The 13,380-nt window shown below is 58.6% G+C and carries 14 protein-coding genes; 4 read left to right on the top strand and 10 right to left on the bottom strand.

Translation table 11 applies throughout. The features are described 5' to 3' along the window. The first annotated feature begins 9 nt into the window (after positions 1 to 9). Both ACR0BK_RS04940 and ACR0BK_RS04935 read left to right on the top strand, forming a co-directional pair. Positions 10 to 462 (top strand): hypothetical protein, encoded by a 453-nt coding sequence (locus ACR0BK_RS04940; protein WP_480553938.1) that lies wholly within the window; start codon positions 10 to 12, stop codon positions 460 to 462. After that, positions 459 to 839, top strand: a complete 381-nt coding sequence (locus ACR0BK_RS04935) for a hypothetical protein (RefSeq protein ID WP_480553937.1) — start codon at positions 459 to 461, stop codon at positions 837 to 839. Before ACR0BK_RS04940 ends, ACR0BK_RS04935 begins: the two co-directional genes overlap by 4 nt. 66 nt (positions 840 to 905) lie before the next feature. Here the strand turns inward: ACR0BK_RS04935 and ACR0BK_RS04930 are convergent, their stop codons facing one another. From ACR0BK_RS04930 to ACR0BK_RS04920, 3 genes are read right to left on the bottom strand one after another with little or no spacing between them, the layout of a single operon-like run. Next, entirely contained in the window at positions 906 to 3,947 is a 3,042-nt protein-coding gene (locus ACR0BK_RS04930; protein WP_480553936.1) for an efflux RND transporter permease subunit, read from the bottom strand. Positions 3,948 to 3,958: 11 nt separating this feature from the next. Continuing rightward, on the bottom strand, positions 3,959 to 4,996 hold the full coding sequence (locus ACR0BK_RS04925) for an efflux RND transporter periplasmic adaptor subunit (protein ID WP_480493636.1): 1,038 nt from the start codon (positions 4,994 to 4,996) through the stop codon (positions 3,959 to 3,961). Continuing rightward, the gene (locus ACR0BK_RS04920; RefSeq protein ID WP_480475511.1) at positions 4,993 to 5,460 is read right to left on the bottom strand and encodes a MarR family winged helix-turn-helix transcriptional regulator; all 468 of its coding nucleotides are present in this window, start codon (positions 5,458 to 5,460) and stop codon (positions 4,993 to 4,995) included. Before ACR0BK_RS04920 ends, ACR0BK_RS04925 begins: the two co-directional genes overlap by 4 nt. Before the next feature lie 160 nt (positions 5,461 to 5,620). On the opposite strand from ACR0BK_RS04920, the gene ACR0BK_RS04915 reads away from it, so the two are divergent. After that, positions 5,621 to 6,745: a beta-ketoacyl-ACP synthase III gene (locus tag ACR0BK_RS04915; RefSeq protein WP_480553935.1), complete on the top strand. Its 1,125-nt coding sequence runs from the start codon at positions 5,621 to 5,623 to the stop codon at positions 6,743 to 6,745. Between the two features lie 26 nt (positions 6,746 to 6,771). On the opposite strand, the gene ACR0BK_RS04910 is transcribed toward ACR0BK_RS04915, so the two are convergent. Together ACR0BK_RS04910 and ACR0BK_RS04905 are read right to left on the bottom strand one after the other, a co-directional pair. Beyond that, a complete protein-coding gene (locus ACR0BK_RS04910; protein WP_480553934.1) occupies positions 6,772 to 8,574 on the bottom strand; it encodes a hypothetical protein in 1,803 nt (600 codons plus the stop codon). A gap of 159 nt (positions 8,575 to 8,733) precedes the next feature. After that, the gene (locus tag ACR0BK_RS04905) at positions 8,734 to 9,195 is read right to left on the bottom strand and encodes a hypothetical protein (RefSeq protein ID WP_480475505.1); all 462 of its coding nucleotides are present in this window, start codon (positions 9,193 to 9,195) and stop codon (positions 8,734 to 8,736) included. A 355-nt stretch (positions 9,196 to 9,550) separates the two neighbouring features. Between ACR0BK_RS04905 and ACR0BK_RS04900 the strand changes: the two genes are divergently transcribed. Beyond that, positions 9,551 to 10,129: a thymidine kinase gene (locus ACR0BK_RS04900; RefSeq protein ID WP_480519134.1), complete on the top strand. Its 579-nt coding sequence runs from the start codon at positions 9,551 to 9,553 to the stop codon at positions 10,127 to 10,129. Here the strand turns inward: ACR0BK_RS04900 and ACR0BK_RS04895 are convergent. The 5 genes from ACR0BK_RS04895 to ACR0BK_RS04875 all read right to left on the bottom strand — a co-directional run bounded on the left by ACR0BK_RS04895 (position 10,126) and on the right by ACR0BK_RS04875 (position 13,332). After that, on the bottom strand, positions 10,126 to 11,076 hold the full coding sequence (locus ACR0BK_RS04895; RefSeq protein WP_480553933.1) for a 2-hydroxyacid dehydrogenase: 951 nt from the start codon (positions 11,074 to 11,076) through the stop codon (positions 10,126 to 10,128). The genes ACR0BK_RS04900 and ACR0BK_RS04895 overlap by 4 nt on opposite strands. Further along, the gene (locus ACR0BK_RS04890) at positions 11,076 to 11,414 is read right to left on the bottom strand and encodes a tRNA-binding protein (protein ID WP_267362951.1); all 339 of its coding nucleotides are present in this window, start codon (positions 11,412 to 11,414) and stop codon (positions 11,076 to 11,078) included. Before ACR0BK_RS04890 ends, ACR0BK_RS04895 begins: the two co-directional genes overlap by 1 nt. Next, a complete protein-coding gene (gene proC, locus ACR0BK_RS04885) occupies positions 11,407 to 12,222 on the bottom strand; it encodes a pyrroline-5-carboxylate reductase (RefSeq protein WP_480519138.1) in 816 nt (271 codons plus the stop codon). Before proC ends, ACR0BK_RS04890 begins: the two co-directional genes overlap by 8 nt. Positions 12,223 to 12,261: 39 nt before the next feature. Continuing rightward, positions 12,262 to 12,762, bottom strand: a complete 501-nt coding sequence (locus tag ACR0BK_RS04880) for a type III secretion system chaperone family protein (RefSeq protein ID WP_209598027.1) — start codon at positions 12,760 to 12,762, stop codon at positions 12,262 to 12,264. Between the two features lie 321 nt (positions 12,763 to 13,083). Beyond that, entirely contained in the window at positions 13,084 to 13,332 is a 249-nt protein-coding gene (locus tag ACR0BK_RS04875) for an accessory factor UbiK family protein (RefSeq protein ID WP_050604795.1), read from the bottom strand. Between the last annotated feature and the right edge of the window lie 48 nt (positions 13,333 to 13,380).

Genomic DNA, 13,380 nt, shown 5'->3' with positions numbered 1-13,380 from the left:
GAGTTAACTTTGACCAATAGAATAAAGGGCTTAATGCATCCCAGAGCTGAGTTTCTCTCAGCAGTTGTCTTGCTGGTTTTTGTGCCATTGATACCGCTAGGAATTGAATGGGTTTTCAAGCAGACGTTAGCGGCTTCAACCGTGTTTTTGACTGCTGCGCTTTACACAATATCTCATGCTTTTAGTTCGCAGCGGTTCTGGGTGTTTCTGCTTGGAGTGCTGTTTGTTGTCGTACTGATGTTCTGTTTCGGGCATGTCTCGGCAGCGGCGCAAAACTCCGCTCAATCAACTCTACTTGTTCCGAGTACGTTTACATACGTAATGTATTATGTATCTTTTGCCGTTATGGCGTTCTTCGGGTATCTGCAAGCACGCCAAAGGTGGGTCATGCATGTCTTAGAATTAGAACCGTTTTGGGAATTTAGGCATTATGATGATAATGGGGGAGGAAAGCAAAGATGAGCGTTTTAACAGCGTTACCATTGCTTGAAGTAGCCAGTGCTGCGTTTGGTCTCAGCGCGGCGGCTTTGTCATGGTCATTAGCCAACTCGTCGAAACGAAAACTGAGACGCAGCACCGATCTTGCGGAATATCTCAACTCTAAAGAAGCTTGGCGTAAATTCGAAAGAAATCGTCTAAGAGAGATATTGTCTGACCATGAAGTTAGTGAGAACGAGTGGCAGGAGATATTGGATAAAATCGATTTGATAATCGACTCTGATACTAACAATCGTGAAGGCTTAGAAAAACGTGCGAGATATAAGAACCGGTCCAACAAATCTAAACGAATGCTAGTATCGGACTTCTTGAAATCTGAAGCCGACAAATTGCTCGCATAACTATTTGTTGGGCGTAACTTGTGCGGAACGCCCAACTTTGAAATCTAACAGACAACTTACAACTGCTCACGCTTTGATTTCAAACGCCAGTTCGTCCCGCTTAAAGAAGAGCAGGTAAAACACCGGTGCCGCAACCATTGTCAGCACAGTGGCAAATGCCAGACCGCCCATGATCGTCACTGCCATCGAGACGAAGAACGCATCCGTCAGCAGTGGCGCCATGCCCAGAATGGTCGTGACAGCCGCCAGCATGACGGGCCGCAAACGCGACACGGACGCTTCGATGATTGACTCGCGCAGGGGCTTGCCGGTGGCGCGGACCAGATCGATTTCCTCAACCAGAACAATGCCGTTCTTGATCAGCATACCCGACAGGCTGAGCAGGCCCAGAAGTGCCGTAAAGGTAAAGGGCAACCCTGTTCCCAGCAGGCCGATCACCACGCCGTTCACGGACATCGGCACCAGCAGCCAGATGATGATCGGCTGGCGGATCGCGTTGAACAACAGGACCGAGATCAACACCATGATCAGCAGGCTCAGCGGCAATTGTCTGCCCAGGCTTGCCTGTGCTTTGCGCGAGTTTTCGAACTCTCCACCCCATTCCATCTTGTACCCGGGTGGCAGGTCGATGGCCTCGATAGCGTCGCGCACTTCGGCGTGGACCTGTGCCGCTGTCAGGTCGGGCGGGATGTCGGCGCCGACGGTGATGGTCAGAACCCGATCACGACGGTGAACCAGCGTATTGAGCGATTTGTACTCGAATCCATCCACCATTTGTTCAATTGGAACAAACTTTTCCGACTGGTCCGAGTACACGACCTGATCGACAATCGAGTAATCTCCGTCCGCGGGTCGGCGCAGGATAATCGGGATCAGGCGGTCGCGCTCACGGAACACACCACCCGTGATGCCGTCGGTCGAGAATTGCAGAGTGGCGGCGATATTTTCGCGCGTGACACCTGCTGTCTGCGCCCGTTCTGTTGCATAGATCGGTTGCAGCGCCAGTTCCTGTTCGCGCCAGTCGTGATGAACCAGCAGCGCGTTCGGCGATGCGGCTGCCATGCGCTGCACCGCCTCATCGGCAAGCTGGCGCAGCACGACCGGGTCGCTGCCCGAGAAGCGGGCCTGAATCGGATCACCACCGCCGGGGCCAAAGACCAGACGCTTGGTGCCGAACTCACCTTCGGGGAATTGGACTGACCCAAACGCTTCAAGATCTGCTTGCAGCGCCGGGATGTCGTCCAGGCTTGCAGTGCGGATGACCATGTGCCCATAGCTGGGATTCGGCTTTTCGGCTGAATAGGTCAGCATGAAACGGGTTGCCCCCTGGCCGACAAAGGTCGTGACCGAGACGACGTCGTCGCGTGCTGCCAGCCAGTCTTCGAACACCGCCATGTCTTCGGCGGTTCGTGCAATCGGTGTGCCCTGCGGCAGTTTGTAGTGCACAAAGAACAAAGGCGTGTTGGAGTTGGGGAAGAACTGCTGTTTCATCAGCCCAAACCCGGCATAACACACCACGGTTACGCCGACGAGACCAGCAACAACCAGCCAGCGGAAGCGCAGCGCAAAGCGCAGAATCGCACCATAGATGCGGAACAGGAGGCCGCCATAAGCGTCGATCTCGCCTGCTTTGCCCTGTTTGAAGAAGTAATGCCCCAATAGCGGCGTGACGGTGATCGCTAAAACCCAGCTGAGCAACAGTGAAATGCCGATCACGGCGAACAGAGAGAACAGGAATTCTCCGGTTGCGTCAGGGCTGAGGCCAATGCCCGCAAAGGCCATGATGCCAATCACGGTCGCACCCAGCAGCGGGATCTGGGTTTTTGACGCCACATCCTCGGCCGCATCGCGCGAGGACTGGCCGCGCAGCATGGATATTTGCATCCCTTCAGCCACCACGATGGCGTTGTCCACCAGCATCCCCATGGCGATGATCAGGGCACCCAGTGAGATTCGCTCCATCTCGATTGAGAAGAGCGACATGAACAGAAGCGTGCCGACCACGGTCAGCAGCAAGGTCGAGCCGACAACAATGGCCGCGCGCCAGCCCATGAAGATGCCCAGCACGGCGACTACGATGGCCACTGACATGGCAAGGTTCACGAGAAAGTCGTTCGAGGCCTGCTCGACCACCACATGTTGCTGATAGATCGGCAGGATTTCGACACCGAAGGGAATGCTTGTGTTCAACTCCGCGAATTTGGCGTCAGCGCGTTTGCCAACCTCGACAATGTTTTCAGTGGCCAGACCCGCGATGCCCAAGGTGAAAGCCTCGGTCCCGTTGTAGCGGATGATAATGTCGGGGTCGTTCTGACGGGCGCGATAGACATCGGACATGTCAAAGAGGTTGATCACCTGCCCTTGCGAACCGACAGACAGGCCCGCAATGGCCGACACGCTGTCCGACCCTTCAGCCGTCAGGATGGTGGTGCGGTCGTTATCAGAGCGCAAGGACCCTGAGGAATTGACCGAATCCGCATTGGCAATCGCCTGGTTGATTGCTTGCAGCGGGACATTCTGGTTCACCGAAATCGCCAGATCGGGTTCGACAAAGATCGCCTCGTCCGGCAGGCCCTGAACCTCGACATCCGCAACGCCGTCAACGGTCAGCAGTTCCCGCCGCAGGAAGGTTGCCAGTTCGTGCTTTTCAGCGTCCGAGAACCCTTGGGCGGTCACCGCATAGAACAGGCCGAACACGTCGCCGAACCCGTCATTCACAAACGGTTGGCCGACGCCCGATGGCAGGCCGCGCGCGGCGTCGCGCACCTTGGCCCTGAGCCGGGTCCAGATGGCGGGCAGTTCGGTGCCGTCGTATGTCGACTTGATCTCAACCTCGATCAGCGACCGTCCGGGTTGATTGACCGAGGTGATGACGTCCACCTCGCCCATCTGCTGTATGGCGGATTCCAGCGGTTCCGATACTTCCAGCGCCACCTGTTCGGCGGTGGCGCCCGGGTATTGCGTGATGACAACCGCGTTCTTGATTGTAAAGGCCGGGTCTTCCAGACGGCCAAGCGATGTGAACCCCCAGATGCCCCCAATGAGAGCAATGAGAATGACCAGCCATGTGTAAAGCGGCCGGTCGATTGAGGCGCGGGCGATGTTCATCTGTCAGCCCCTCAGTTCGCGAAACCGGCGAACCGGCGCACCGTCTGACCATCCGTCAGCACAGCGCCCCCGGCCACAACGACCTCATCCCCATCTGACAGGCCCGTCAGCACCCGGACTTCGCCGGTTTGCGTGGGCTCGATGGTCACTGGGACACGGCGCACGGTGCCCTCATCCGCCCCTACCGGGGAAAACACCACGACGTTCAGCGCGCCGTTTGCGTCAGCGACTACGGCGGTCGCCGGGACGACGATGCCTGTGCGGTTGTCCTGCACCTGAACGTTGACGGTAACGGAAGAACCGGGAAAGATTTGCAGCCCCTTTGGCGGGGTCAGGCCAAACTGGATCCGGAAAGTTTGACCGACGCTGGAGGTTTCCGCGTCGAATTCACGGATTTCCAGCGGGAAGACTTCGTCACTGACCGGGAATTTCGCGGTGATGAAGAAGTCGTCATTCTGGCCAGAGCGTTGAAACAGGATCTCGGGCACATCGACCACGATGCGAAGTTCCGACATGTCGTGAATGCGGACGATGGGGGTGCCCGCCGAGACGGTCGTAAACGCCTCGACCGAGCGGCTGGAGACCAGCGCGTCAAACGGCGCGGTCAACGTGGCGTGTTCCAGTTCATATTCCGCGTCGCGCAGGGCGATTGCGGCCAGCTGCGCCTCGGTCTCGGCGTCGTCCACGGCCACCTGGCTGGCGGTTGTACCGCGCAGGCGCGACAGGCGGGCGACGGTGCGGTCGGCCTGTTCCTTTTGCAGCCGCGCCCGATCAAGGCGCAGCTCGAACGGTTCCTGATCCAGGCGGGCAATCAGACCATCCTTGGGAATCATGAAGCCTTCGTTGATGGGCATCTCGACAATCTGGCCGGCAACCTGAAAGGCAAGATCAACGGTCTGGCGCGCGGCGACGCGGCCAAAGAACTGCCGCGTGAAACCCGGCGCGGTTTCGCGCACCTGCATGAGTTTCACCGGTTTCGGGGTATCTTGAGCGGCAATCGGGGTTGCCAGAATGGCCAGTGCAAGGCCCAGAGAGGTCAGGAGTTTCATTTCTTCAATCCCTCGGGAATTCCCGTTTTCAATACGTTGTCGCGGATTTTGCGCGCCAGTCGCGCGAATTCGGCAGTTTCTTGTTCGTTTAGGCCCGAGGCCCTGTGAAACAGGTCCCCGGCGGCGGCGACCAGCATGTTGCGGGCCTCTTCGCCCTGCTCTGTCAGCACCAGCAACCAGGCCCGGCGGTCTTCGGGGTCACGCCGCCGCGTCAGGTAGCCCGTTTTTTCAAGGGCATCGGCTGTGGCGGTGATCGTTGACGGGACGCTTAACATATCAGCGGCCAGAACGCCCATGCGCTTGGGCTGATCCAGTTTGATCAGCATGTGGCATTCCGGGTGGCTCAGGTCTGTTTCGATACAGTCGAAGGTCTCTTCCAGTTTCCAGTACAGGGCATAGACGCCCATGATCGCCTGAATCTCGGGGCTGAGGCGGCCCAGTCTGGCGCTGATATCGTCTGGCATTGGGGGGTCTCCGCGCGGGTTACGGGGCGATATACTTCAATTTCTGAACTATTCAAGATATGAAACTGCGCCCCGGAACGAATTCCCTTAGGTCAACATATCTTGATCAAATCACGCCATGACTGCATTTTGGGCGAATCCGAAACATTCAGGACCCGCCATGTATACCCCCGCCATCACCGGTACCGGTGTCTTCACCCCGGAAAACGTCATCACCAACGCGGAGCTTGTTGAAGCGTTCAACGCCTATGCCGACAAGCAGAACGCGAAGAATGCCGAGGCCATCGCAGCCGGGCAGATGGAGGCGATGCAGCATTCCTCGGAAGAGTTCATCGTCAAGGCGTCGGGCATTCAGAACCGCTACGTGATGGACAAGGCCGGGGTGCTGAACCCGGACGTGATGCACCCGACGCTGCGCCAGCGCAACGATGACGAGCCCGGGATCATGACCGAGATGGCAGTGGATGCCTGCAAGAAGGCGCTGGCGCAGGCGGGGCGCACGGCGGCGGATGTCGATCTGGTGATCTGTGCGGCCTCGAACCACGAGCGCGCCTATCCGGCGATTGCAATCGAGATTCAGCAGGAACTGGGTATCGACGGGTTCGGCTTTGACATGAATGTCGCCTGTTCTTCGGCCACGTTCGGCATTCAGGCGGCGGCGGATATGGTGCGGTCCGGGTCGGTGCGCGCGGCGTTGGTGGTGAACCCTGAGATCTGCTCGGGCCATCTGGAATGGCGCGACCGGGATTGTCACTTTATCTTTGGCGATGTGGCAACGGCAACGCTGATCGAGCGGATCCAAGACGCAAAAGGCCCGCATTTCGAAATCCTGTCGACCCGCTGTGCCACCGCCTTTTCCAACAATATCCGAAACAATAACGGTTTCCTGCGCCGGTCGCGCCCCGATGGTGTGATTGACCGCCGCGACATGCAGTTCATGCAGAACGGCCGGAAGGTGTTCAAGGAAGTGTTGCCGATGGTCAGCAAGCATATCAGCGACCATATGCAGGCCGAAGGGGTCAGCAATACCGACCTCAAACGCCTGTGGCTGCATCAGGCCAACAAGACAATGAACGACTTCATCGGCAAGAAGGTTCTGGGCCGCGAACCCGAGGCGGGCGAGCAACCCAATATCCTTCAGGATTATGCGAACACCTCATCCGCAGGGTCGATCATTGCGTTTTCGAAATACTCTGACGATCTGCAAGAGGGCGATCTGGGCCTGATCTGTTCTTTTGGGGCCGGGTATTCGGTTGGATCGGTGATCGTGAAGCGTCACGCCTGATCTGCATTCCGCAAAGCGCTGACGGCCTAGAGATCGGCCGCCAACTGAAAAACCTGGAACGCGGCCCCTTCCCCACGATCAATCCGGCTGAGATAGGCGGGGGTTTCACCTTTTGCCAGTTGGGATTGCAGCCCGCGCCCCTGAGACGCCCAGTCCCAGAATTCGGCACGGGGCGCAGCGGTGCACAGCAGCACATAGCTTACACCCAGTGCAGCAAGACGCGGACCGGCCTGGGACGCATCCACACGCAAAACCGCGATCTGCGCCTGAATTCCGGCCCGGTTGCGGTGATAATTTCCAGCCAGAACCGAATGATCAGTATAGCGCAGCACCTCTGCCGCATAGTCAAAATCGACCAGAACCATTCCGGCTGGCAGGTCTTGCAGGGCCGCGTAGGCCTCGGGCGCTTTGCAGGGGGCGCCGATGTTTTGCGAATCCTGTGCTACCTCGGCGACGGGTGCCGCAAGGGATGGGCGCGCAAACCGTTCCAGCTGTTTTTCCACGCTGCTACCGATCTTTGGCGAGACGCAGACGATAAAGCCTATCATAGCCAAGCCGGATAGCGTGCGACCATGGGTTCTGTAACTGACGTAAAGGGCCCGCAGCATCTGAGCCTGAACAGCCACGAGGGACACGCCCAGAAACGTCATCATCCGGGACTGGTACAGAAACATGGAAAACCCGGTCACAATCAGCGCCAGAAACAGGAGGTAATCCATTTTTTCTTGTGACTGGCGGGCAAAGATCAAGGCCGCCACCGCCGTGATGACAGACATGGCGATCAGGGCCGCAGCCTCGCCCAGATGCCGTTCCAGAACGACGGTGATATTCTGTGCTTCAGCGACCTGGCTGAGCCAGAAGTCGCGCATGTCCTGAGGCAGATCCGCAATCGGGTTTTCAAGGCAGTGGGGTGCAAATGCGTAAGCGCAGCCAAGTGTTACAGCGCCTATCACAAGACACGCGCCGATACGCCCCCAATAGGACCAGCCCGACCCGACCCAGGCTGCTGCACACAGGCACAGGGCCGCGATCCCGGCCGGCAGGGCCACACTGATCGTCAGGGCATCGCAGCTTGGAAACAGAAAGCCCTGACGTCCCGTTGTTGCAACGCTGGCCAGCAACAGGGTCAGCGCCAGCCCGGCTCCAAACACCATGGTGTTGCGGCGGGCGGCTGTGCCGGTCACGATCCAGTCAATCGCAAGGAACACCGCGATAACCGCGATCTGCACGATCGATTCGGTGCCGACGGACACCGAAAGGGCGAGGCAGGCACCCAGCCACCCCGCAGCAGAGGGTTTGGCCTTGCGCAGGACAAAGAACATGAGGGCCGCTGCAAACAGCAGAATCTGAACATTGTGGTGGTCAAACGAGAAATAGTCGAACTTCCGATAATGTTCGAGCGTCAGCACACCGACCACCAGTGCCGAAACTGCGCCATTGCGCCCGCCCAAAGCTCCACCGGTGACAGCAAAGGCCCACAGGGTCAGCCCCGCCAGCAGCACCGGCCAGACAAACGCGGTCACTTGCAAGGCGCTGTCGGGTGGCACGACCATCGCGGACAGCGTGTAGAGCCCGGCAATCGGCGCATCGACAAGCCGGGACCAGTGCATCAGCGTGCCGTCACCCGGCCCCAGCCGATGCTGATAGGCGTCAAACCAGCCCTGCCCCGCCAGCAGGTCCTGCACCATGACCCAGCGCATCGCGTCATCGGGGCCTTCCTGATAAGCACCAAACAGCACCGTGGCCAGAAAAAGCGTATAGACAAACAGGAACGACCGCCAAACCATATGGTCTGCGAGAACGCTGTAATTTCCCTGCATTTTCTGCATGGTTTACTGCCCTTGACGATCTTGCCTGCGCCGCAGCTTATCGGAAAGACGTGACTGAATTGAGGCACAGGGTCCGGTTGGTGATCATTCCACAAAGCGCACGACATCTGCTGCAATCCGGGCAGGCGGAATTTGGCCGGTTACGGACCGCAGTCAAGCCTAGCTGACGCTTTCTTCTTCCAGGTGCAGTTTCATTTCAATCAGGACCTGCTGAAGCAAACTGGTTTCTTTCAGCAGCCTTTTGGCTTCGTTCACCGTGATGATGCCATCTTCGATTGCGGATTGATATTCAGTCATCAGCATTGCAAACCGCTGGCTGAGCGCGATGACATCCGAATTCACCCCGCCTGTGCGAGGATCCTCGGTGTTGCGTTCGCTGTAGGACAAGGTGATGTTTTTCAGATCCGCCAGCGCGGATGTCACATGCGGATAAGTTGCTGCGTTTTCAAGCCGAGCCACCGCATCCACGGGCATGAACCTGTCCGCGTGTTCGGCATTGTCCGAATAATACCGGCCCAGGGTCGCCTTGGATTTTCCGGTGATTTCACAAGCAGCTTCTATTCCGACATCTTTGACCAGCGCTTCTGTGTGTTTCTTCAGATAGGCCCCGATATCTGCCATTGATTTACCTTTATTACCTGCAAACGCCCGCCCGGTGTCCAAACCGGGGAAAGCGTCGGGAAATTTCCCATACCTGAGTCATAATTGAAATGTCATACATTGACTATCCCTCAGATAAGCGGGGGATTTTGTGAGTGAGTGGCGGCAGTTCAAGCCGGTAAAGAGTGATTGCAGGGCGGTATTGTTGGGCCTTGCTTTGTTTTGGCCACATGTTGGCCGACGGCGTCGCTGTTGCAGACGCGGGGGTTCCATCCCCTACGAGCCCAGCTCGGCCTCTGCACACGCAACGGCGACGTCGCTTCTTACGACCGATTGCTCTCTTGTTCCTTTTCGTCGGGCGTTTTAGACCCACGCCATGGCAAAGCTGTATTTCAACTATTCCACCATGAACGCGGGCAAGTCGACCGTGTTGCTACAGGCGTCGCACAACTATCGCGAGCGCGGGATGCAGACCTATCTGATGACCGCCGCCCTTGACGGGCGGGCGGGTGCGGGGCGGATTGCATCGCGCATCGGCATATCGGAGCAGGCTGACACGTTCACACCCGAAGATGATGTCTTCGCCATGATCCGATCCCGGCTGGACAATGGTTCCGTGGCCTGCGTTTTCATTGATGAGGCACAATTCCTGTCCGAGGCGCAGGTCTGGCAACTGGCCCGTGCGGTGGACGATCTGGATGTGCCGGTGCTGGCTTATGGGCTGCGGGTGGATTTTCAGGGCAAACTGTTCCCCGGTTCCGCCGCCCTGCTGGCCCTTGCCGACGAAATGCGCGAGGTGCGCACGATCTGTGAATGCGGTCGCAAGGCCACGATGGTGATTCGGCGGGATGAAACCGGCAAGGCCATCACCGAAGGGGCGCAGGTGCAGATTGGCGGGAACGAGACCTATGTCTCGCTCTGCCGTAAACACTGGCGTGAGGCGGTGGGCGACTAGACCGGGTTGGGCAGCGCCCTGCCCGCGACAAAGGCCGCCACGTTATCCAGCGCCATGTGACCCATGCTGCTGCGCACCTCTTCGGTGGCTGTACCCAGATGGGGCAGCAGGGTGACGTTTTCCATATCGCACAGGGATTGCGGCACTTTGGGTTCGAATTCGTAGACGTCCAGCCCCGCCCCCGCGATCTGACCGGTTTGCAGCGCCGTGATCAGCGCGGCCTCGTCCACCACCTCGCCACGGGCGATGTTGACCAGAATAGCCGAGGGGTTCATCGCCTCAAGAACCTGCGCATTGATCAGGTGGCGGGTTTCCGCACCGCCAGGAACAGCAAGCACAAGGAAATCGACCGAGGCGGCGAGTGTTTCAAAGTCAGGTTTGAATTCCGCCGGGAAATCCAGATCTTTTGCATTGCGGGACTGATAGGCCACCTGCATTGCAAACCCGAAATGACAGCGGCGCGCGATGGCCTGCCCAATGCGGCCCATGCCGACGATGCCCACGCGCTTGCCGGTCACATGATGGCCCAGCATCTGCGTCGGGTGCCAGCCCTGCCACTGACCCGACCGCACCAGCCGCTCACCCTCACCTGCGCGCCGGGCTGTGGTCAGCAGCAGGGTCATGGCGATATCAGCCGTGGCGTCGGTGACTGCGCCGGGGGTGTTGGTTACGTCAATTCCGGCCGCGCGTGCCGCATCCACGTCGATATGGTTGAAGCCAACACCGAAATTGGCCAGCAGCTTGCAGCGCGGCTGACCTGCATCCGCAAAGACCTGAGCCGAGAACTGATCGCCCAGTGTCGGCACGACCACGTCATAGTCGGCCAGAGCGGCCAGCATCTCCTGCCGTGACATGGGCAGGGTGTTTTCCCGGATGGTCACATCGAAATCGGCGCGGGCGCGCGATTCGACTGCCGGAGTCATCGGGCGCGTGATCAGCAGTTTCATCAGTGCATCCGCCCGCCGGTTGGAACCTTGCCGTCGGGGCCGATCAAAACGATCTCGCCGCTGTCATCGGGCAGACCCAGCACCAGAACCTCGGACATGAACTTGCCGATCTGGCGCGGAGGGAAGTTGACGACAGCCATGACCTGTTTGCCGACCAGAGTGGCCGGATCGTAATGCGCGGTGATCTGGGCCGAAGTCTTGCGCTCGCCAATCTCGTCGCCAAAGTCGATCCACATCTTGATCGCGGGTTTGCGGGCCTCGGGATAGGGTTCGGCGCGGATCACCTCGCCCACGCGAATATCGACCTTGAGGAAGTCATCGAACGAAATTTCACTCACGCGAGAGCTCCTTGGATCGGTCGGTTGCAGCCTTGACGGCACGATGCAGCAGGTCGGGAAAGCCGGTTTCCTGATGCATCAGCACCTCAAGCGCGGCTTGTGTGGTGCCGTTCGGAGAAGTCACGTTGATGCGCAGCTGTGCCGGGTCTTCGTCGGACGCCATGGCCAGCGCCCCGGCACCGGCCACTGTGGACTTGGCCAGTTTCATCGCAAGCTCGGCAGGCAGGCCGTGCGCCTCGCCCGCAGCGGCCAGAGTTTCGATCAGATGGAACACATAGGCCGGGCCGGACCCGCTGAGCCCGGTGACGGCGTCCATCTGTGCCTCATCCTCAAGGCGTACGGTCTGACCCACTGCTGCCAACAGGTTTTCGGCCTGTTCCATATCGGCCTCGGAGGCGTGTGCGTTGCCGATCAGTGCCGTGATGCCCTGACGGATGGCGGCGGGCGTGTTGGGCATGGCGCGAATGATCGGGGTGTCACCGCCCAGAACAGATTCGAAGGTGGCAATCGAGGTGCCAGCCGCAACCGAAATGAACAGGCTGGACCCACCGCCCAGTGCCTGAAGGGCAGGCAGGGCTTCGCCCATCATCTGCGGTTTGACCGCAACCAGCACCACGGCGGGGGATTCGGGCAACGGTGCGTTGATATTGACGCCCTGCGCCTTCAGCCAATCTGACGGGTAGGGATCGATGACCCAAACGGAAGCTGGCGGAAGGCCGTGTTCCAGCCATCCCGCCAGCATTGCGGACCCCATCTTTCCGCACCCCAGAAGCACAAGCCCCTGTTCGGCCACTCGCGTCATGTCCATTTGCCCCTCCCGCATTACATATCGGTTCGGAGCAAAGGTTTACGCGCGGCCGTAGGCCTCTGCAATGGCCACTTGCATGGCTTCTTCTGGCCCTCTGTTGCCCCAGGTCACCAATTGGATCGCGGGGTAGTACCGCTCGGCGCTCATGACGGCGGCATTGATCATCGTGTCGATCTGGTCAGCGCTGGCCGTTTGCCCGCCTGCAAGGACCAGACCATAGCGATAGACCATCAGCTTCTGGTTTGCCCAATAGGTAAACGCGCCTGCCCAGCACTGGTCGTTCATCTTGTTGAGCAGCTCATAGAGCTGCATTTCACGCTCGGCCGGTGGTTCCATTTCGAAGCTGCACACCATGCGCAGCGTTTCGTCATAGTTGGACCAGGCCAGTGTGATCGAGTAGGTGCGCCACTGCCCTTCAACGGCCATGGCAATCTGATCGTCCCCAATGCGATCAAAATCCCAGTCGTGATGTTCGGCCAGATGCTCAACAATGTCGATCGGATGAATGTCTTCTTCGAGATACTGCTCGGAAAGGGCCATAATGCCACCTCACTAATCTCTAGCATTTCGGGGCTGGCAGCGCCCCAGCGCTAGTTGCCTGCTCTACAAACCGGGCTTCCCCCATAGGCCTGTACTAAATATGGTGCGATGTGGCGTAAGTTCTGGCAACCCTAATTATTGGGGATAACAGCAATAAGTTGTGGACAGAAAGCAACGGCGATCAAAATATTGGTGCCAGAGTCAGCTTTATCTTGAAAAAATTCTGCGACGCGTCAGAATACACAGCACCGCACAATCCGGGCTGGATTGCGCGACGTTATGCTTTGTCCGAAAATTGTGAAAACAGGGAACGCCGGGGCGTTATTTGTCCAGTTTCGCCTCGAGCGCGGCGATGCGGGCTTCGAGTGCCGCGTTTTCTTCGCGCGCCTTCTGGGCCATGGCGCGCACGGCGTCAAATTCTTCACGGGTAACGAAATCGCGGTCGGCCAGCCAGCGGTCGATCATCGACTTCATCGCGTTTTCAGCCTCTTCCCGCGCGCCCTGCGCCACGCCCATGGCGTTGGTCATCAGTTGGGACACGTCATCCAGGATCTTGTTGCGGGTCTGCATATCTGTTCTCCGATCTCGCGGTTTACATGTATATGGGCAAAGAATGGC

The organism is Ruegeria sp. AF1, assembly GCF_056542125.1.
This window is presented reverse-complemented; position numbering and strand designations above follow the sequence as displayed.

Bases quoted from the DNA above. Each gene is read 5' to 3' on its own strand.
- ACR0BK_RS04915 (WP_480553935.1), top strand. From the start codon at position 5,621: ATGTATACCCCCGCCATCACCGGTACCGGTGTCTTCACCCCGGAAAAC.
- ACR0BK_RS04930 (WP_480553936.1), bottom strand. From the start codon at position 3,947: ATGAACATCGCCCGCGCCTCAATCGACCGGCCGCTTTACACATGGCTG.
- ACR0BK_RS04880 (WP_209598027.1), bottom strand. From the start codon at position 12,762: ATGGCCCTTTCCGAGCAGTATCTCGAAGAAGACATTCATCCGATCGAC.
- ACR0BK_RS04895 (WP_480553933.1), bottom strand. From the start codon at position 11,076: ATGAAACTGCTGATCACGCGCCCGATGACTCCGGCAGTCGAATCGCGC.
- ACR0BK_RS04875 (WP_050604795.1), bottom strand. From the start codon at position 13,332: ATGCAGACCCGCAACAAGATCCTGGATGACGTGTCCCAACTGATGACC.
- proC (WP_480519138.1), bottom strand. From the start codon at position 12,222: ATGGACATGACGCGAGTGGCCGAACAGGGGCTTGTGCTTCTGGGGTGC.
- ACR0BK_RS04910 (WP_480553934.1), bottom strand. From the start codon at position 8,574: ATGCAGAAAATGCAGGGAAATTACAGCGTTCTCGCAGACCATATGGTT.
- ACR0BK_RS04920 (WP_480475511.1), bottom strand. From the start codon at position 5,460: ATGCCAGACGATATCAGCGCCAGACTGGGCCGCCTCAGCCCCGAGATT.
- ACR0BK_RS04900 (WP_480519134.1), top strand. From the start codon at position 9,551: ATGGCAAAGCTGTATTTCAACTATTCCACCATGAACGCGGGCAAGTCG.
- ACR0BK_RS04905 (WP_480475505.1), bottom strand. From the start codon at position 9,195: ATGGCAGATATCGGGGCCTATCTGAAGAAACACACAGAAGCGCTGGTC.
- ACR0BK_RS04935 (WP_480553937.1), top strand. From the start codon at position 459: ATGAGCGTTTTAACAGCGTTACCATTGCTTGAAGTAGCCAGTGCTGCG.
- ACR0BK_RS04925 (WP_480493636.1), bottom strand. From the start codon at position 4,996: ATGAAACTCCTGACCTCTCTGGGCCTTGCACTGGCCATTCTGGCAACC.